The 17,999-nt window shown below is 68.5% G+C and carries 22 protein-coding genes; 14 read left to right on the top strand and 8 right to left on the bottom strand.

Translation table 11 applies throughout. The features are described 5' to 3' along the window. The 4 genes from ybaK to hisC are packed head-to-tail and all read left to right on the top strand — an operon-like array spanning nucleotide 1 to nucleotide 3,363. Entirely contained in the window at nucleotides 1–474 is a 474-nt protein-coding gene (ybaK, locus tag ASF31_RS09575) for a Cys-tRNA(Pro) deacylase (RefSeq protein ID WP_055754425.1), read from the top strand. A gap of 32 nt (nucleotides 475–506) precedes the next feature. Beyond that, nucleotides 507–1,565 carry a DUF2125 domain-containing protein gene (locus ASF31_RS09580; protein WP_055754426.1) on the top strand — a complete coding sequence of 353 codons (1,059 nt, stop codon included), beginning with the start codon at nucleotides 507–509 and terminating at the stop codon, nucleotides 1,563–1,565. Further along, the gene (locus ASF31_RS09585) at nucleotides 1,565–2,251 is read left to right on the top strand and encodes a hypothetical protein (RefSeq protein ID WP_055754427.1); all 687 of its coding nucleotides are present in this window, start codon (nucleotides 1,565–1,567) and stop codon (nucleotides 2,249–2,251) included. Before ASF31_RS09580 ends, ASF31_RS09585 begins: the two co-directional genes overlap by 1 nt. 14 nt (nucleotides 2,252–2,265) lie before the next feature. Then, nucleotides 2,266–3,363, top strand: coding sequence for a histidinol-phosphate transaminase (gene hisC / locus ASF31_RS09590; protein WP_055754428.1), 1,098 nt, complete (start codon nucleotides 2,266–2,268; stop codon nucleotides 3,361–3,363). A gap of 47 nt (nucleotides 3,364–3,410) precedes the next feature. Here the strand turns inward: hisC and ASF31_RS09595 are convergent, their stop codons facing one another. From ASF31_RS09595 to ASF31_RS09615, 5 genes are read right to left on the bottom strand one after another with little or no spacing between them, the layout of a single operon-like run. Next, a complete protein-coding gene (locus ASF31_RS09595; RefSeq protein ID WP_055754429.1) occupies nucleotides 3,411–4,190 on the bottom strand; it encodes a MipA/OmpV family protein in 780 nt (259 codons plus the stop codon). 35 nt (nucleotides 4,191–4,225) lie between these two features. Continuing rightward, nucleotides 4,226–4,963 (bottom strand): 1-acyl-sn-glycerol-3-phosphate acyltransferase, encoded by a 738-nt coding sequence (locus ASF31_RS09600; RefSeq protein ID WP_055754430.1) that lies wholly within the window; start codon nucleotides 4,961–4,963, stop codon nucleotides 4,226–4,228. Beyond that, nucleotides 4,964–5,608 carry a YdcF family protein gene (locus ASF31_RS09605; protein WP_055754431.1) on the bottom strand — a complete coding sequence of 215 codons (645 nt, stop codon included), beginning with the start codon at nucleotides 5,606–5,608 and terminating at the stop codon, nucleotides 4,964–4,966. It lies immediately after the preceding gene. After that, nucleotides 5,605–6,519: an ABC transporter permease gene (locus ASF31_RS09610; RefSeq protein WP_082465102.1), complete on the bottom strand. Its 915-nt coding sequence runs from the start codon at nucleotides 6,517–6,519 to the stop codon at nucleotides 5,605–5,607. The genes ASF31_RS09605 and ASF31_RS09610 overlap by 4 nt, the downstream gene beginning before the upstream one ends. Next, the gene (locus ASF31_RS09615) at nucleotides 6,516–7,226 is read right to left on the bottom strand and encodes a cell division ATP-binding protein FtsE (RefSeq protein WP_055754432.1); all 711 of its coding nucleotides are present in this window, start codon (nucleotides 7,224–7,226) and stop codon (nucleotides 6,516–6,518) included. The genes ASF31_RS09610 and ASF31_RS09615 overlap by 4 nt, the downstream gene beginning before the upstream one ends. 71 nt (nucleotides 7,227–7,297) lie before the next feature. Here ASF31_RS09615 and ASF31_RS09620 point away from each other — a divergent pair, with 71 nt between their 5' ends. From ASF31_RS09620 to ASF31_RS09640, 5 genes are all read left to right on the top strand, one after another. Further along, nucleotides 7,298–8,236 (top strand): MJ0042-type zinc finger domain-containing protein, encoded by a 939-nt coding sequence (locus tag ASF31_RS09620; RefSeq protein ID WP_055754433.1) that lies wholly within the window; start codon nucleotides 7,298–7,300, stop codon nucleotides 8,234–8,236. Continuing rightward, a complete protein-coding gene (locus ASF31_RS09625; protein ID WP_055754434.1) occupies nucleotides 8,229–8,762 on the top strand; it encodes a phosphoribosyltransferase in 534 nt (177 codons plus the stop codon). Before ASF31_RS09620 ends, ASF31_RS09625 begins: the two co-directional genes overlap by 8 nt. Before the next feature lie 160 nt (nucleotides 8,763–8,922). Then, the gene (rplU, locus tag ASF31_RS09630) at nucleotides 8,923–9,477 is read left to right on the top strand and encodes a 50S ribosomal protein L21 (protein WP_017506418.1); all 555 of its coding nucleotides are present in this window, start codon (nucleotides 8,923–8,925) and stop codon (nucleotides 9,475–9,477) included. Nucleotides 9,478–9,573: 96 nt separating this feature from the next. Beyond that, on the top strand, nucleotides 9,574–9,861 hold the full coding sequence (gene rpmA, locus ASF31_RS09635; protein ID WP_039244031.1) for a 50S ribosomal protein L27: 288 nt from the start codon (nucleotides 9,574–9,576) through the stop codon (nucleotides 9,859–9,861). Between the two features lie 167 nt (nucleotides 9,862–10,028). Then, nucleotides 10,029–10,562 (top strand): GNAT family N-acetyltransferase, encoded by a 534-nt coding sequence (locus ASF31_RS09640; RefSeq protein WP_055754435.1) that lies wholly within the window; start codon nucleotides 10,029–10,031, stop codon nucleotides 10,560–10,562. A 16-nt stretch (nucleotides 10,563–10,578) separates the two neighbouring features. Here the strand turns inward: ASF31_RS09640 and ASF31_RS09645 are convergent, their stop codons facing one another. Further along, nucleotides 10,579–10,776, bottom strand: a complete 198-nt coding sequence (locus ASF31_RS09645) for a hypothetical protein (protein WP_039244035.1) — start codon at nucleotides 10,774–10,776, stop codon at nucleotides 10,579–10,581. Between the two features lie 115 nt (nucleotides 10,777–10,891). Then, nucleotides 10,892–11,407 carry a hypothetical protein gene (locus ASF31_RS09650; protein ID WP_055754436.1) on the bottom strand — a complete coding sequence of 172 codons (516 nt, stop codon included), beginning with the start codon at nucleotides 11,405–11,407 and terminating at the stop codon, nucleotides 10,892–10,894. A gap of 174 nt (nucleotides 11,408–11,581) precedes the next feature. Between ASF31_RS09650 and ASF31_RS09655 the strand changes: the two genes are divergently transcribed. Together ASF31_RS09655 and ASF31_RS09660 are read left to right on the top strand one after the other, a co-directional pair. Next, complete coding sequence (locus tag ASF31_RS09655; RefSeq protein ID WP_055754437.1) at nucleotides 11,582–12,784, top strand: threonine ammonia-lyase; 1,203 nt, start codon at nucleotides 11,582–11,584, stop codon at nucleotides 12,782–12,784. Then, nucleotides 12,765–13,280, top strand: a complete 516-nt coding sequence (locus tag ASF31_RS09660; protein WP_055754438.1) for an FKBP-type peptidyl-prolyl cis-trans isomerase — start codon at nucleotides 12,765–12,767, stop codon at nucleotides 13,278–13,280. The genes ASF31_RS09655 and ASF31_RS09660 overlap by 20 nt, the downstream gene beginning before the upstream one ends. Before the next feature lie 28 nt (nucleotides 13,281–13,308). On the opposite strand, the gene ASF31_RS09665 is transcribed toward ASF31_RS09660, so the two are convergent. Further along, nucleotides 13,309–14,439 (bottom strand): aromatic ring-hydroxylating dioxygenase subunit alpha, encoded by a 1,131-nt coding sequence (locus ASF31_RS09665; RefSeq protein ID WP_055754439.1) that lies wholly within the window; start codon nucleotides 14,437–14,439, stop codon nucleotides 13,309–13,311. A 108-nt stretch (nucleotides 14,440–14,547) separates the two neighbouring features. On the opposite strand from ASF31_RS09665, the gene ASF31_RS09670 reads away from it, so the two are divergent. The 3 genes from ASF31_RS09670 (at nucleotide 14,548) to ASF31_RS09675 (ending at nucleotide 17,856) form a co-directional block, all read left to right on the top strand. Then, nucleotides 14,548–15,519, top strand: a complete 972-nt coding sequence (locus tag ASF31_RS09670) for an alpha/beta fold hydrolase (RefSeq protein ID WP_055754478.1) — start codon at nucleotides 14,548–14,550, stop codon at nucleotides 15,517–15,519. Nucleotides 15,520–15,524: 5 nt separating this feature from the next. Continuing rightward, nucleotides 15,525–15,656 carry a hypothetical protein gene (locus ASF31_RS14855; protein ID WP_255353563.1) on the top strand — a complete coding sequence of 44 codons (132 nt, stop codon included), beginning with the start codon at nucleotides 15,525–15,527 and terminating at the stop codon, nucleotides 15,654–15,656. Nucleotides 15,657–15,762: 106 nt separating this feature from the next. Next, the gene (locus tag ASF31_RS09675; protein ID WP_055754440.1) at nucleotides 15,763–17,856 is read left to right on the top strand and encodes a transglycosylase domain-containing protein; all 2,094 of its coding nucleotides are present in this window, start codon (nucleotides 15,763–15,765) and stop codon (nucleotides 17,854–17,856) included. Nucleotides 17,857–17,999: the final 143 nt, after the last annotated feature.

Below are 17,999 nucleotides of genomic sequence, written 5' to 3' on the forward strand. Positions count from 1 at the left end.
ATGTCCAAGACCACGCCCGCCACCGTCGCCCTGACCAAGGCCGGCGTCGCCTTCGATCTGTTTCCCTACGACTATGATCCCGACGCGCCGCGCGTGGGGTTGCAGGCCGCCGAGGCGCTGGGCGTGGCGCCAGAGCAGGTGTTCAAGACGCTGATGGTCTTGGTGGACGGGGCCCCGGCCTGCGTCATCGTGCCGTCCGATTGCGAGGTCAGCATGAAGAAGCTGGCGGCGGTGCTGGGGGCTAAGTCGGCTCAGATGATGAAGCCCGCCGACGCCGAACGGCTGACCGGCTACAAGGTCGGCGGGGTCAGCCCGTTCGGCCAGCGAAAGGCCGTGCCCACCGCGATGGACGAAACCGCCATCCTGTTCGATCAGGTCCTGATCAATGGCGGTCAGCGCGGGCTTCTGCTGGGTCTGGCGCCGGAGGATGCGCGTCGGGCGGCGAAGGCAGTGCTGGCCGACCTGACCGCCTAGAAGCGCGAGGTGCGGCGCGCTATAGGTCCGGCATGACCGACGCCTCGACGACCAAGCGACACAGCCGCAAGGGCTTGTATGCGCCCTTCATCCTGGTGCTGATCGCGCTGGCGGCTTGGACAGGATGGTGGATCTTCCTGACGCGCCAGATCGACACGCGGCTGGAGGCCCAGGTCCAGACCCTGCGTCAGGACGGCTGGGACATCCGCTTCGCCGACAAGACCATCAACGGCTGGCCGTTTCGCACCTATGTGGCGTTGACGAACCTGATCGTTCAGGCGCCGTCGGGCCATGCGATCAAGGCGACCGAACTGACTGCGGAGGCCAACGCCTATCAGCCGACCAAATGGGTGGTGGTGGCCCCGCAAGGCCTGATGCTGACCCGCGCCGGCAAGGGCGAGGTCGCGGTCAAGGGCGACGCCATCCGCATGAGCGCCAGCGGAATCGACCAGCGCTGGCCCAATCTGGCGCTGGAGATGGTCAATCCGGTCTTCACGGCTCAGACCGGCGCCGAACCCTTCCCCATCGCCCGCGCCGCGCGGATCGAACTCTACGCCCGGCCGCATCTGGAGGCCTCGACCGCGCCGACCGACGACGTCGATGTCATGTTTCGTCTGGTGGACGGGCAGGGGCGGGCGGACGGCCCCGTCGAAGGCTTCGCCCAGGACGGCCGCCTGACGACCCAGCTGGAGGCCGAGATCGGCCAGGCCAGCCTGCTGAAGACCGGCGGCGACGCGGCGGGCGTCTTCTCGGCCTGGACCAAGGCGGGCGGGACGTTCCGCAATGTGCGCGGAGATCTGCAGGCCGGCGACAGCCGTGCGACCCTCTCCAGCGACGTGTTGAGAGCCGATGCGAACGGCCGGCTGACCGGCCAGGTCCAGCTTCAGGCGCAAAAGCCTCTGCCCGCCCTGGCCGGCCTGATGGCGACGCGTCAGGGGCCGGTCAACCGGATCGGCGCGGCCGGGGCCGCCGCAGCAGCGGGCGCGGCCGAGGCGACCGGACAGGAGCAGCTGCCGCTGACGCTGGTCTTCCGCGACGGCCGCACCTGGCTCGGCCCCTTCCCGCTGGCCCCGGCGCCCAAGCTGTTCTGATGGCCCTGCTGGACGAACCCGAAGCCGACGACGCCCTGCTGGCGCTGGATCGCGCCTTGGTCGAGGCGGTGCGGGCGCGGGTCGCCGCCGGTCCGCGCGACCGGGCCGACGCCTCGGCCATCGCGCTGCGTCAACTGCTGGACGGCGCCTCGGCCGATGAGGCTGCGGCGGTCAAGGCGGTGTGGGGCCGGAGCGAGGTGGCGACCGGACCCGCGCTGGTCGTCTGTGGCGGCCTAGCCCAGGCCCTGGCGACAGACCGCTATGGTCTGCGGTCGCGGCCCCTGTCCGCCGACGAGGCGTTGAAGGCGGCTGAGGCGGGCTCGCGCGCCGTGATCGACCTGTCGCCCGACCGGCCGTGGTGGGGCCGCCTGCTGGCGCGGCCCGAACTGAAGATCGTCGCCGCCCTGCCGGACGACCGGCGCGGCCGGCCCCAGGCCTTTGTCGTATCCAAAGAGATGTCCGGCCCCACGGGCGACGACCGCAGCTTCTGGGTCACTGACAGCGGTTGGTCCGAGACCAAGATCGTGGACGCCCTGGGCGACGCGGGACTGGTCGCCGATCCGCTGGCGGCGGCGGGCGGGTTGAAGCTGTTCATGCTGACGGGCTATGTGCAGGTCGATGACGGGCGGCTGAAGAGCGCGCCCGGACGAATGAGCGGCGTGATCGGCGCCGCCCCCATCTTCTGAGATCAAGGCTTTCCATGACCGACGCGACCCACGGCCCTGCCCCCAAGCCCGGCATCCTCGACATCGCCCCCTATGTCGGCGGCAAGTCGTCCATCGCCGGCGTCGCCGAACCGATGAAGCTGTCCTCCAACGAGAACATGCTGGGCGCGGGCGAAAAGGCGCGTGCGGCCTATGAGGCGGCGGTCAAGAACATCCACATCTATCCCGACGGCCGGGCGACCAAGCTCCGGAACGCGGTGTCGGAACTGCACGGGCTGGAGCCCGAGCGGCTGATCTTCGGCAACGGCTCGGACGAGGTCTTCGCCCTGTTGAACCAGACCTATCTGACGGCGGGCGACAACATCGTCTGCGGCCAGTACGGTTTCCTCGCCTACCGCATCAGCGCCCTGGGTTGCGAAGCCCAGGTGAAGCTGGCGCCCGAGCCGAACTTCAAGGCCGAGGTCGACGCGCTTCTGGCCCAGGTCGATGACCGCACCAAGATCGTCTATGTCTCCAATCCGTCCAACCCGACCGGCAGCTATAATACGGGCGAGGAAATCCGCCGCCTGCACGCGGCGCTTCCGGCCCACATCATCCTGGTCGTGGACGAGGCCTATGCGGAATATGTGACCGAGGCCGACTGGGAGACCGCCTTCCCGCTGGCCAAGGACGCCGAGAACATCGTCGTCACCCGCACCTTCTCGAAAATCCACGGACTGGGCGGTTTGCGGATAGGTTTCGGCTATGCGCCGATGAAGGTCGCCGAGGCCATCGACCGTATCCGCCTGCCGTTCAACGTCTCGGTGCCGGGGCTTGAGGCCGCGACGGCCGCCCTGTCGGACGAGGCGCACCAGACGGCGTCGCGCGATCTGATCTCGAACTGGAAGCCGCGCCTGACCCAGGCCCTGCGCGGCTTTGGGCTGAACGTCCTGCCCAGCGCCGGAAACTTCGTGCTGGTGTTCTTCGACAGCGCCGAGCGCGCCGCCGCCGCCAACGACTATCTGAACACCAAGGGCATCATCGTCCGCCCGGTCGGCGGCTATGGCCTGCCTCAGGCCCTGCGCATCACCATCGGCACTGAAGACCAGAACCGCGCCGTCATCGACGCGCTCAGCGAGTTCGCGGCCACCTGATCCAAGGGCAAGAAGCGGCGGCCGCATTCGCAGCCGCCGCCTTGCTATCAGCCGCCGAAGCGACGGGCGATGAAGACGCCGGTGCGGACGGCGTCGTCGCTTTGCGACAGCGGGCTGTCGGCCACGTCGCCTAGGCGGCGTTCGTAGTTGATCAGGCCGCCCGCGCCCCATTTGTCGCCGATCGGGACCAGCAGGACCAGGCTGGCGCCCGCGCCCTGCAGACCGCCGCCGGGGGAATAGGCGCTGATGCCGTTGGCGGCCGCCTCGGCGGTGCTGACGCCATAGTAGGCGTCGGCCAGTTTGGAATCGCCGCCACGCACGTAGACCGAGGCGTTCAGCAGGCCGACCGACGTCACGCGCTGATGGCCGACGGAGGCATAATATTCCGTGCCCTCGCTGACGTCGGACACGTCGCGGCTGATCCGACCGCCGACCACCACATTGCCGGGCAGACGCTTGTAGGCGTAGGCGGCCAGGTCCGCGCCGAAGCCCGGACGATCCAGCGTCAGGCCTTCGATATCATCGGCCGAGAAGCGCGGGCGCAGTTGCAGGCCGGCACGGAAGTCGTCGGTCTTGATCGCGTTCCAGCCTAGGCCGTCGACCGGCGTCAGATAGACCAGGTCGCGATAGTTGGCCGAAACCCAAGGGGCTACCGTCGTCTTTGAGCCCGTGTCGCCGTTGGAGTCGTTGCGATAAAGGACGCCCGCGCCAAGATCGACGGTCCAGTTCTGGGGGACGGGCCTGATCTGCTCATAGGGTTGCGACTGAGCCAGGGCGGAGCCGGCGAAGGCGGCGAAGGCGACGGAGAGCAGAAGAGGGCGAAGCATCGGGCGTTTCCATGGATGGCGCCCGAGCGGGGAGGTCAGGCCGGTTCAGAATGCGCAAGCTGGGCCTTTGGCTCCAGCAGCGCCAACGACGCCGTCTCTATGCGACTTTCCAGCAACGCCATCATGGCCCCGCGCTTCAGCTGGGCCGGGATCGGCTCAAGGAATTCGAACACGACCGTGCCGGGATAGCGGCGGAAGCCGTGGGCCGGCCAGTGGACGCCGGAGTTGGTGGCGACGGGCCAGCAGGGGCCTTCCAGATCGCGATAGATGGCGGCGACGCCGGGCTTGTAGTCGCCCGGCACGCCCGGATCGTTGCGTGTGCCCTCGGGGAAGATGACGATCTGGCGGCCCTCGGACAGGCGGTCGCGCGCCTGTCGCGTCATGTCTTTCAGCGCCTTGGCGTGGCCCGCGCGATCCACGGCGATCATCTTGGCCTTCCAGGCGAACCACCCGAAGAAGGGCAGGGGCATCAGCTCCTTCTTCATCACGAAACAGGCGTCGGGCAGGACGGCCAGCAGGGCCACGATGTCCAGCATTCCCTGGTGTTTGGATGCGATCAGGGCGGCGCCGGACGGGGCGTGCTCCAGACCGCGCACCTCGACCTTGACCCCCGCGATCCAGTGCAGGCCGAACAGGACGATCTTCGCCCACAGCTTGCATACGCCCTGCACATAGCGGTGCGGCAGCAGCAGGACCGGCGACAGACCGATGGCGATGATCGGCATCGACAAATAGAGCCAGGCGGTGAAGATCAGGGAACGCAGGGTGTTCACTTAGGACGCGGCCTTTTCGTCAGGGGCGGTTTCGCTCTCGGCCTGTACGGCGGCGGGCCGGTCGCGGGTGATGCGGCGCACGCCCTCACGGCCCAGGACGGCGAGGTATTTCATATATTCCAGCGTCATCCGGCGCGCGGTCACCGCCGCCCGCCACCAGCGCGTATTGTCCAGCGACGGGGTGGAGATGGCGTAGGGCGTCAGTTTCACGCCCGGCAGCTGGCCCCGGATTTCGACCAGCGAACGCGGCATATGATAGTCGGAGGTCACGACGATCAGGCTGCGATAACCCTTGGCGCGGCTCCAGGCGGCGATCTCCTGGGCGTTGCCGACGGTGTCCTCGGCCTCGAAACCCAGATCGACGCAGCAGTTGAAAAGGCGGCTGGAGCCGGGGGTCAGCTCGCGCAGCTCCTGACGGCGCACCTCGCGATTGACGCCGGAGATCAGCACCCGCTCGCCCTTGCCCTGTTCCAACAGGCGGATGGCGGTGTTGACCCGTTCGGACGACGGACCGGTCAGGGCCACGATGGCGTCGGCGCCGGCGGGGTCGTCGGCCGGCGTCAGTTCACGCACCCGGTGGGCGAAGGCGAACAGGCCGACCAGCCAGATCAGACCGGCGATGAAGATGACGCTCAACAGTCTCATGCGCCCCCTCCCTCTGTCGGCCGTCCTGAAGCCAGCATTCGCATGGCGGCGAATCTCGCCGCGAGAACCGCAACCGTAGCCGCGAGCAGCGGGCAAGGCGAGAGCAACGCCAGGTCGCTCCAGCTGATCGGCAGGGCCGCCGTCAGGCCGCCCGATCCGCCGATGAACCGCAGGAGGATCAGAAGAACCGCCGCCAGTCCGGCGCCGATCGCGCCCGCGCCGGCCGCCATAAGGCCGAACCGCCGCTGGAACAGCCAGGCGATGGCGCCGTCGGTCGCGCCGTTCAGGCTCAGGGTCTCGATCACCCCCTGACCGGCCGCCAGGCCCGCCCGGGTCGCATAGGCGATGGCGGCGGCCGCAGCGAAGGCGACGGCCAGGAAGGCGGCGCCGGCCAGGACCGTGATCATGCCGGCGGACCGCTCGACTTCGCCGCGCCACAGGCTGTGATCGTCCACCGTGGCGTCCAGCCCGGCCTCGGCCAGGGCGCGGCTCAGGGTGACGGCGCTGGCGGGGGCGTCGCGGTTCAGCCGCACGGTCACCAGATGAGGCAGGGGCAGATCGGGCAGCACCGCGTCGCCCAGCCAGGGGCGCAGCAGATCCTCGGCCGCCTTGCGGCTCAGGGCGGCGGCCTCCTCCACCCCATCGATGCCCGACAGGGTCTCGGCCGCGCGGGCGGCGGCGGTGTCGCCGGTTTCGCCGACGCGGGGACGGACCTGCACGGTGGCCTCCGCGCCAAGCTGTCGGGCCCAGCCATGCGCGGCGCGGTCGGCGGCGGAGGCGGCGACGGCGGCGAGGCAGGCCAAAAAGCACAGGACGGCGATGACGGTCATCAGCCACGGCTCGCCGGCTGCGGCGGGCGGCAGCAGGCCGGGCCGGCGGCTGGACAGGCTGAAATCGGACAGACGGATCATGCGGCGGCCCGCGAGGGTTCGCTGAGCCGTCCGGCCTCCAGCCTCAAGACGCGCGCGCCCGACCGCTGGGCCAGGGCCTCGTCATGGCTGGCGATCAGGACGGTGGCCCCCAGCTTGTTCAGCGACTGGAACAGCCGCAGCAGCTTGTCGGCCATGACAGCGTCGACGCTGCCGGTCGGTTCGTCGGCCACGATCAGGCCGGGCCGGATGATGACGGCGCGGGCGATGGCCAGCCGCTGCTTCTCGCCGCCGGACAGGGCGGGGGGACGGGCCTCCATGCGGCGACCCAAGCCCACCCACTTCAGCATCTCGCGTACGTCATCGGCGTACTCGGCCTCGGATCCGCCCGCCAGGCGCAGGGGCAGGGCGACATTGTCGAAGGCCGACAGATGATCCAGCAGGCGGAAATCCTGGAACACCACACCCATCCGCCGCCGAAAGGCCGGGATGTCGCGACGATCGATGCGCGTGACATCCGATCCGAACAGGCGGAGCGTTCCCGTTCGGGGTTGGTCCGCCAGCGTCAGCAGACGCAGCAGAGAAGACTTTCCGGCCCCGGACGGCCCGGTAAGAAAGTGGAAAGAGCCGCGCGGCAAAATGAGGTTAACGTCCCGCAGCACGTCGGGCGCGCCGACATAGCCGAAGCCGACGCCAGACAGGCGAACGGTCTCGGTCATAGCGGCGGGTTCGGCGGGCGAGGACGGCATGGTATGTGTTTCAGGAACAGGGCGCGGCGTCGCGCCTTACGGGAGGGGGCGACAGCCTCGCAGTCAGCCACATGATACTGACCTGCCCCGCCTGCGCCACCAGCTATTTCATTCGTGACGAAGCCATAGGCCCCGAAGGCCGCAAGGTGCGCTGCCAATCGTGCGGTGAAGTCTGGCGCGCCACGCCCGACGAGCCGCTGGAACTGACCTTGGCGCCCGACCCGGCGGTCGCCGCCGCCGCCACGCCTGCAACCCCGCCCGAACCCGATCCCGCACCGACCGCCGCCAGCCTGGCCGAAACGCCGGCGCCGGAGTTGCCCCGGGCGTTCCGCGCTCGCGCCGATCGCCAGAAGAAGCTGCGCCGCGCCGCCACCCAAGGCGTGATCTGGGCGGGTCTGGCCAGCGTCTTCATCGGCCTGATCGTTTCGGCCTTCCTGTTCCGTGTCGAGATCGTTCAGGCCTTCCCCCGAGCCGCTTCGGCCTACAAATTCTTCGGCGCGCCGGTCAATCCGGTCGGGCTGGATTTCGAGGCGCTGACGGCCAAGGCTGCGCCGAACCATCCCGGCATGGTCGTGGTGTCCGGCGCTATCCGCAATGTGCGCGACGTCGAGATCGTCTCGCCGCCGATTCGCGTGGCCCTGCTGGACGCCGCCGGCGCCGAGGTCGGGTTCAAGATCGTAAAGATCGACGCGGCGCCGGTCCTGCCGGGCAAGGTCCAGGGCTTCGCCGCCCTGATCCCCGATCCGGGCGGCCACGGGGCCGGGATCGGCGTCGATTTCGCGCCAGCCAGCCCTTCGCCTGCCAAACCCCCAGCTGAACACGGCGGACATGATGCGAAGGCCGCGCCCGCGCATGCGGCGCAGCCCGCCGCCGAAACCTCGCAGGGGCTGCGCTCGGCGACGGCGCCCGGCGCCGAGGCGCCGAACACGGCCGCGCCGATCGACGCGCGGCCGGTCGGGGCTGTGGACAAGGGGCATGGTGAGGCGGTATCGGCCTCGCATCATGGCTGATCCCTCCCCGACGCCGACCGTTCTTCTGTCCGAGGCCGAGGTGGCGCGCATCGTCGCCGACCTGGCCCAGCGCATCGCGCCCGTCATCGACGACGATACGGTCGCCGCCGTGCTGCTGACCGGCGGCCTGTGGTTCGCCGCCGACCTGACCCGCGCCCTGTCGCGCGTCGGCCGCAACGTCCGTTTCGACGCCCTGTGGCTGGCCTCCTACGGCGACGAGCAGACCAGCCGGGGCCGAATCGACGTCTATGCGCCGTTCCAGCGCCCGATCGCGGGCCGCCGCGTCCTTATACTGGACGACGTGTTCGACACCGGCCTGTCGCTGGCCGAGGCCGTGCGCATCGCCAAGGACGCCGGCGCGTCCGAAGTGTTGACCTGCGTCTTCGCCAGGAAGCCTTGGCCCAAGCCCCGCGCGCCCGAGCCGGACTTCGTCGGTTGGGAGGCGCCCAACCGCTTCCTGGTCGGTTATGGCCTGGACCACGCCGGGACGCTAAGGGGCCTGCCGGACATCTGCGCCCTGGACTGAGTTCAAGGCGCGGCGACAGCGGGGATAATCCGTCCGGGGCTGAATTTCCGCCCGGTTCGGCGTTGACTCTCCGACACCCTTCCGTATATGTCGCCGCTCTTCGCCGCCGGGGCCCTCTCCGGGGGCGTATCTTTTTTTGCGTTTGCGCTGAGGCTTCAACATGTACGCGGTGATCAAGACCGGCGGCAAGCAGTACCGGGTCCAACCGGGCGACACCATCGTCGTCGAAAAGCTCGACGGCGACGCCGGCGCTGAGCTGAAGTTCGACAGCGTCCTGATGCTGGGCGGCGACAAGGGTGTGACTCTGGGCGCCCCCCTGATCGACGGCGCCTTCGTCGGCGCGACGCTGGTCGAGACCCGCAAGGGTGAGAAGATCAAGATCTTCAAGAAGACCCGTCGCCAGGGCTATCGCCGCACGAACGGCCATCGCCAGATGGAATCGGTCCTGCGCATCACCGGCATCGAAGGCGCCGGCGAGACCGCCAAGTGGGACGGCAAGGTCGATCTGACCACCAAGGCCGAGATCAACCTGCGCGCTCGCAACCTGGCCGCTCGTGACGCTACGTCCTCGCTGGGTTCGACCGAGACGGTCGTGACCGACGTGGACGGCGCCGAGGTCAAGGGCGTCGTGGTCGAGAGCTCTGCTCCCGCCAAGAAGGCCCCGGCCAAGAAGAAGGCTGCGCCCAAGGCTGAAGCCGCCGGCGACGAAGCCTAAGACATTCACCGGCGCCTCGGCGCCAGACCTAAGTTACGGACGCGCTCAAGTAGGCCGAAAGGCCGGTAGCGCACCAAGAAAGTACGGAGCGGCAAGATGGCTCACAAGAAATCCGGTGGTTCGTCGCGTAACGGTCGCGACTCCGAGTCGAAGCGCCTTGGCGTGAAGAAGTATGGCGGCGAGCGCGTGCTGGCCGGCAACATCATCGTGCGCCAACGCGGCACCACCTTCCACGCCGGTGAGAACATGGGCATGGGCCGCGACCACACCCTGTTCGCCCTGACGAACGGCGCCGTGAAATTCACCACCAAACGTGGCGGCCGTTGTTACGTGTCGATTCTCGCGGCCAACGACGACGCCGCTCAGGCGATGGCCGCCGAGTAACGCAGTCTGGACCGTCCCGGATCGCGTTGCTCCTGCCAGCAGCCGATCCGGACCAGGGATGATAATCCGCGGGGAGTCTGGATCACCAGGCTCCCCGTTTGCGTTTCCCCGCCTCGAAGACCATCCGAGCCCTTCAAGGAGATGGTCGACAATCCGAGGCAACGCCCATGTGCGTCATCGAAACCTCTCCTGTCGTCGAGACCCGGCGCCTGATCCTGCGCGCGCCCGCGCCCCAGGATGCGCCGCGCATCGCCGCCCTGGCCAACGACCTGGACATCGCGCGCATGACCAAGCGGATGCCGCATCCGTTCCAGATGCGCGACGCCGACGACTTCGTGTTGCAGGTCGCCTCGCAGGACCCAAGACGAGCCAACACCTTCGTCATCGACCATGAGGACGTGGGGCCCGTCGGGGTCATCGGCCTGTTCGAGGGCGAGGACCGGGTGCCGGAAACCGGCTATTGGATCGGGCGTGAATACTGGGGTCGGGGCTTCGCCACCGAGGCGCTGGACGCCGCCCTGGTCTGGGCCAGCCGCAAGTGTAAGCGCCGGGCCCTGGTCGCCGGGCATTTCGCCGACAATCCGGCCTCTGGCCGCGTGCTGGAAAAGGCGGGCTTCCTCTACACCGGCGAGACGCGCCGGGCGTGGAGCCGGGCGCGTCGGGCCGAGGCCGATACGCGCATGATGGTGTGGCTGGCCTGACGGCCAGCCCGCAATGTCAGCCGCCCGCCAGGGCGGGGCCGTAGACGGCCGCGACGGCGACGGCGCCCACCACCAGCATGGCGCCCGCGCCGGCGATGAAGGTGGCGATGGTCTTGGACCGGCGACGCCGCATGCCGCCCGCCTTGTATTTGCGGATGATGACCGAAGGCCCTCGCGTAAAGGCCTCGGATCCTATGATATTGTGTTGGGACAAGAAAAAAGCTCCCCGAACTCTCGCACAGAAGCAGCGATCAGTCCGGGGCGCTCGTGGTCAGAAGATGGCGATCCGCGTTACCGGGGTCGCATCTTCGTGAGAAGGGGTATGCGGGTCACAGGGTGACGGAGACGACCCGGCCGCCGCGCGTCTGCACCGACTGCATCAGCACCAAGGGCGCATCGCCCGAGGTGACCGGCACGATCAGGAACCAGCCGCCGTCGGGCAGGCCGTCGAAGCGGAAACGGCCGTTCTCGCACCGCTCGGAGCGGACATAGGTGCGATAGTCGGCGTTGGCGTCGGCGACGGTGCGGGCGCGAACGACGGCGGCAGGCACGGCTGCGCGCTGGGTCGAACCATACAGGGTGCGAATGCGGGCGCGCGTGTAGGGGGTGTCCGGCGTCAGGCCGACGCTGGCGACGCAATCGAAGGCCTTGCCGTCCCGAGCGAAGGCGATCTGGCCCTGGATGCTGTTGCGGCCGGGCATCTGGGACCAGCCGAAATCGGCCTCGTTGAAGGCGGCCGGGCCCCCGTTCGGCAGGCCGCCGCCGGCAGTGGGCGCACAGGCGGAGAGGGCTGCGGCGGTCAGGGCGAGAGCCAGGCCAGGGGCGGCGAACGAACGGATCGACATGGGGCTTCCTCCGGGATTTCGGGGTCGTGGGGGACGACTTCCCCCACTATCGCACGACAGGCCGGGCGACTTCCACGCTCAAGATTCCCCCTCTGGACCCGGACCCGACAACGCGCGAAACAGGCCCGACAACGCGCCCAGTCGTCGAGGCGCGACAGCTCGGAAACGCCCCGTATGACCGTCACCTTCGCCGATATCCAAGCCGCGCGCACCCGGATCGCCGGCGCGGTCGACCGCACCCCGACCCGCTATTCCAGGAAGCTGTCGCAGCTGACGGGGGCCGAGGTCTGGGTGAAGTTCGACAATCTGCAATTCACCGGAAGCTTCAAGGAGCGCGGGGCCCTGAACCGGCTGCTGATGCTGAGCCCCGAGGAGATGAAGCGCGGCGTGGTGGCAGCCAGCGCCGGCAACCACGCCCAGGCCCTGGCCTATCACGGCGGACGGCTAGGCGTGCCGGTGACCATCGTGATGCCCGAGGGCACGCCCTTCGCCAAGATCAACGGCACCCGCTCGCACGGCGCGACTGTGGTGATCGAGGGGCTGGACTTCACCGGCTCGACCGAGGCGGCCAAGCGGCTGGAGGCCGAAAAGGGCTATGTCTTCGTCTCGGCCTTCGACGATGAAGGCATCGTGGCGGGCCAGGGCGTCTGCGCGATCGAGCTTCTGGAGGATGCGCCCGAGGTCGAGGCCCTGATCATCCCCATCGGCGGCGGCGGGCTGATTGCGGGCTGCGCCATCGCGGCCAAGGCGATGAAGCCGGACATCAAGATCTTTGGCGTCGAGGCCGCCCGTTATCCGTCCTTCACCGCCAGACGGGCGGGCAAGCCGCCGGTCTGCACCGGCCAGACCATCGCCGAGGGCATCGCCATCAAGGCGGTGGGCGACATTCCCTTCGCCCTGGCCGACCCGCTGGTGGACGAGGTCTTCGTCTGCGAGGAAGCCGACTTCGAACGGGCCGTCGCCACCTATGTCACCTATGAGAAGACGGTGTCCGAAGGCGCCGGCGCGGGCGGTCTGGCGGCGCTGCTGGCCTACCCCGACCGGTTCAAGGGGATGAAGGTCGGGCTGGAGCTGTGCGGCGGCAACATCGATGCGCGGATGCTGGCGGTCGTCTTGAACCGCGAGATGGTCCGTGAACGGAGACTGATCGTCTATCGCATCCTGGGCGACGACCGGCCGGGCATGTTGTCGGCCATGGCGGCGGTGATCGGCGGCCTGGGCGGCAACATCATCGACGTGGTTCACAACCGGCTGGCGCTGGACGTGCCGGCCAAGGGCGCCGAGTTCGACATCATGGTCGAAACGCGCGATAGCGCCCACGCCGACGAGATCGGCGAGGCCTTGAAGGAACGCGGCTATGAACTTCGGATGGGGTAAGGCGGCGATCGTCGCGGCCTTCTTGCTGGCGGGCTGCGGCCAGGCCGAGCCGGTCGATCCGAACGCAGGCAAGGCCGAGGCGGCCGCCTTCATGGCCAAGAACGCCAAGGAGGAGGGCGTTCAGACCCTGCCGAGCGGCTTGCAATACAAGGTGGTTCAGGCGGGACCGGCCGGCGGCGTCAGCCCGGACCGCAACGACCTGGTCAAGGTCGACTACGAGGGCAAGCTGGTCGACAACAGCGTGTTCGACAGCTCTTTCGCACGCGGCGCGCCGGCGGTGTTCACGCCCGAGGAAGTGGTCAAGGGCTGGACCGAGGCGTTGCAGAAGATGCGCGTCGGCGACGAATGGCTGCTCTATGTCCCGCCCGAGCTGGGCTATGGCGAGCAGGGCAATCCGAAGATCCCCGCCAACTCGGTGCTGATCTTCCGCCTGAAACTGCTGGACGTGGCCAAGGTGCCGGGCGGCGGATCGGGCGTCGGCACGGCGATGGGGTGACCTTAGGCCTACCGGCTGAGCCAGACGTTCAGCTCTTCCACCTCAGCGTGACCGGCTGGATCGGGTTCACGAACGGCCGCGTCTCGGCCCGGCTTTTCGCCCATTCGCGCTTCAGCTGCTGATACCATTTGGCCTGTTTGTCGGCGTCGTCGATCCAGATCAGGGCGGGATCGTAGCGCAGGCCTTCGTTCTGCAGGTTCACCATGCCGCCGTCTTGTTTCAAGAAGGCGACGACCCCCATCCGCAAGAAGGGCTTGGCCAGGCCGAACACCCAGTGGTCGGACCAGAAGATCTGGGTGATCCGCGTTTTGGTATCGGTGATCGGCGTCAGGCAGGTCAGGGCCAAGACCTGTTTTTCGCCCACCTGAATGTGCTCCCAGCGGAAGCCCGGCAAGCGGAAGGTGATCTCGGTCGCGGGCGCGCCGCCCAGGATCTTATAAAGGCGGCTGTTCGACGAGGGCGCATGGCGCACCATGGCCCAGCCGAACGCGGTCGGGGCGAAGGCCTTGGACTTTTCGTGCATCGAATGTTCGGACCGCCACCACCACTGCTGGTGGACGTACGGGCCGTGGGCGGGATCCATCAGGCCGACGACGGCGTGGTCGATATGGCTGTCGAAATCCATCGCCTCGACCAGCTTGGCCTCGCCGCCGACCACGCCGGGGAAGAGCGGCGGCTCATGGTCCGGCTCCATCGGATTGCGGGCGTCCGACGCCATCCAGACGAAAACGATCCCTTGGCTCTCGCGCACCGGATAGGACCGCACGCGAATGCGGTTCGCCTCGAACGCCTGATCCTCGACTAGCGAAGGAATGGCGGCGCAGACGCCGTCGGGCCGGAAGCGCCAGCCGTGATAGGGGCATTCGACCGTCTCGCCCTCGCCGGGCTTTTCGACCAGCTTGCCGGCCGACAGGGGCGCGGCGCGGTGGGGACAGATGTCGCGCATCGCATAGACCTGGCCCGCGCGGGTGCGGCCGATCAGCACCGGCTCGCCCATGATCTCGTAGCGTTTCAGGCTGGCCGGGGCGACGTCGCGGCCCAGGGCGACGAAATACCAGGCGTCGGTGACGAACCCCTTGCCGAACGGCTGCGCGCCGGCTTTTGAAGGGGCGGGTTCGAGCTGGGGGGACTGGACGGGAGCGGCGTCGGCGGGCTTCATGCCGACTGTCTAACAGAGCCGCGCGCCGCCTGTCTCATGTCACCTGACAGAGAACTTTACATATCAAAGTTAGTGCAGCATAAGCGGGCATCAAAGGGGAGTTTGATCATGACCATCGCATCCATTCTGAACCGCACCGTCGGCGCCGCAGCGGCCGCCGTCTTGATCGCTGTTGCCCCAGCGGCCTTCGCGCAGGACGGGCACGGCGCCCATGCCGAAAGCGGCCATGCCCCCGGCCATCAGCACGCCGACTTCCAGTCCGACCGCATCCACGTCCGCGTCGACGGGGACGCCGGCGGGCGCGACATCATCCTGATCCCCGGCCTCAGCTCGTCGCCGGAGATCTGGCAGGGGACGGTGGATCATCTTGGCGCCGGCTGGCGCGTGCATCGCATCCACGTCCAGGGCTTCGCCGGCGCGCCGGCCGAGGGCAATGCGCAGGGCGCGACGCCGTCGCCCGTCGCCGCGCCGGTCGCGGAAGAGATCGCCCGCTACATCCGTGAGAAGGGCCTGACGAAGCCGGTCGTCGTGGGTCATTCGATGGGCGGCACCATCGGCATGATGCTGGCCGCGCGCCATCCCGATGCGGTCGGCAAGCTGATGGTCGTGGACATGATCCCCTTCATGGGCGCGATGTTCGCCGCGCCGGGCTCCTCGGCCGAAAGCGTGACCCCGGTCGCGGACCAGATCTGGGCCGCCCAGGCCAACAGCCCGCGCGAGGCCTATGTCGCCCAGGCGACCACCAGCATCAACGGCATGATCAACACCGAAAGCCGCCGCGCCGAGGCGTTGGAAGACATGCGCGAAAGCGATCAGAAGGTCTCGGCCGCCGCCTTCCGCGAGCTGATCACGACGGACCTGCGTCCCGAACTGTCCAAGATCACCGCCCCGACCGAGGTGCTGTACGTCAAGTTCAACGATCCGCGCATGACGCCCCAGATCACCGACAGCATCTATCGGATGTCGTTCGCCAATCTGAAGGACGCCCAGCTGAAGCGGATCGACGACAGCGCCCACTTCATCATGTTCGACCAGCCGCAGGCCTTCTACGCCGACTTGGACGCCTTCCTGGCGAAATAAACGCCGTGACCCACCCGTCCGCGAAACGGATCGTCGGCCTTTATCAGGACAAGGCCGACGTGGGCATGACCGTCGAATACGACGGGGCGGACACCCACGTCTGGCTGGCCGGGCGCGCCTTTCTTTCGGCGAAATAGCCGCTCACGATCCCGTGAAGTCGGCGGGACCGTTTCGGCGGGCGTTCATACGCGATACACAGCCGATGAACGAGAACTCGCCCAAGGCGGCATCTGAAGGACGGACATGGCGGGACCGGTGAATGCGGGCGGACCACAGGCGCAGGGCAAGCCCCGCCGGTCGGCCCTGGGACGGTTGTTCTACTGGAGCGCCGTGCTTGCCGTTTGGGGGCTGATCTTCCTGGTCGTCTTCTTCGCCGTCTTCGCGCGCGGCCTGCCGGACACCTCCAGCCTGTATCAGGTCGATCGCCAGCCCTCGATCACCTATCTGGATCGCAATGGGGCGTTGATCGCGACGCGGGGCACCCAGATGGCGCCGCCCGCCGATCTGGACGCCCTGCCGGACTATGTGCCGGCCGCTTTCATCGCGATCGAGGACCGGCGTTTCTATCACCACCCCGGTTTTGACCCCATCGGCATGATGCGGGCGATGGCGACCAACGTCCGCGCCGGGCGGGTGGTGCAGGGTGGCTCGACCCTGACGCAGCAGCTGGCCAAGAACCTGTTCCTGACGCCCGACCAGAACATGCGCCGCAAGGTGCAGGAGCTGATGCTGGCCGTCTGGCTGGAGATGAAATTCTCCAAGAAGGAGATCCTGGCCCTGTATCTGAACCGGGTCTATTTCGGCGCCGGGGCCTATGGGATCGAGGCGGCGTCGCAACGCTATTTCGACAAGTCGGCCAAGAACCTGACGGTCGGCGAGGCCGCGCTGCTAGCCGGCCTGCTGAAGGCGCCCTCGCGCTATTCGCCGGTGTCCGAGAGCGAACGCGCCGCCGCCCGCGCCACCGTCGTGCTGAACGAGATGGAAGAGGCCGGCGTCATCACCGCCGCCCAGCGCGAACAGGCCGTGACCCAGCCGGTCATCGTCTCGCGGACGCTTGCGACCCAGCACGCCCAATATTTCATCGACTGGCTGGACAAGTCGATCCGCAGCCTGGTCGGCGAACCGACCGAGGACATGGTGGTCGAGACGACCCTAGACTTGACGCTGCAGACGGCGGCCGAGCGGTCGGTGCGCCGCATCCTGGACCGTGACGCCGGCAAGGGCGTGCAGCAGGCGGCCCTGGTCGCGCTGGACGGCGACGGCCGGGTGCGCGCCATGATCGGCGGATCCTCCTATGCCGACAGCCAGTTCAACCGCGCCGTCGACGCCAAGCGCCAGGCGGGTTCGGCCTTCAAGCCCTTCGTCTATCTGGCGGCGGTCGAGGCCGGCTATACGCCCCAGACCCCGGTGGTCGATCAGCCGATCACCATCGGCAACTGGTCGCCCCGCAACTATTCGGGGACCTTCAGCGGCAACATGACCCTGGCCCAGGCCGTGGCCCAGTCGACCAATACGGTGGCGGCCTATGTCGCCGATCAGGTCGGGCGCGACAGCGTGGCGCGCGCCGCGCGGCGTCTGGGCATCGAAAGCCGCATCGGTCTGGAGCCGGCGATGGCGCTGGGCGCCGTGGAGGTCTCGCCGATCGAGATGGCCACCGCCTATGACGCCTTCGCCAATGGCGGCCGCCGCGTCGACGCCTATGGCATCAGCCGCATCCGCACGCCCCAGGGCCGCGTCATCTATCAGCGCCAGTCGGGCCAGAGCGGCCAGGCGATCAACAATCCGTCGCTCTATTACATGAACCAGATGCTGCGCGGCGTGGTGACCAGCGGCTCTGGGCGGTCGGCGGCGATCTCGGGCCGCGACCTGGCGGGCAAGACCGGCACGACCTCGGATTACAAGGACGCCTGGTTCGTCGGCTATACCGGCGGCTTCGTCACCGCCGTCTGGGTGGGCAAGGACGACAACAGCGCCATGCGCGGCGTGACCGGCGGCTCGTCGCCGGCCGCCATCTGGAAGGGCTTCATGGAGGCGGCCCTGCCGCGCCTGGACGCCCCCGCCATCCCCAACGGTCCGCCCATGCCGGAGGGGTGGATGGCGCCCGACCCGGTCGGCGATCTGATGAGCGGGCTGGATCAGAACGGCCTGCCCATCGAACCCGTCGACCCCCTGGCGGGCGAGCCCTATGTCCCGGACGACGAGGCGCCGACGCAGCCGCCGTCGCCGCAGCCGTCCAGTCCCGCGTCGCCCAAGGGCGGCTATCGCGATGCGCCGAACCCGCAGCAGCCGGAGGGCCGCCCGGCGCAGGAGCGAAAGGGTGACGCCCTGTTCTTCTGAAGACGACAGTCTCCTCCCTGTCGCGCAGCGATGGGGAGGTGCTGCGGCGCCCTTGCGCCGTGACGGAGGGGCTCTCAACGCATCACAGGCGCCGGTGGGACTTCAAGAGCCCCTCCACCACGCTGCGCGCGGTCCCCCTCCCC

The sequence above is a fragment of the Brevundimonas sp. Leaf280 genome (genome assembly GCF_001422455.1).
GTDB lineage: Bacteria > Pseudomonadota > Alphaproteobacteria > Caulobacterales > Caulobacteraceae > Brevundimonas.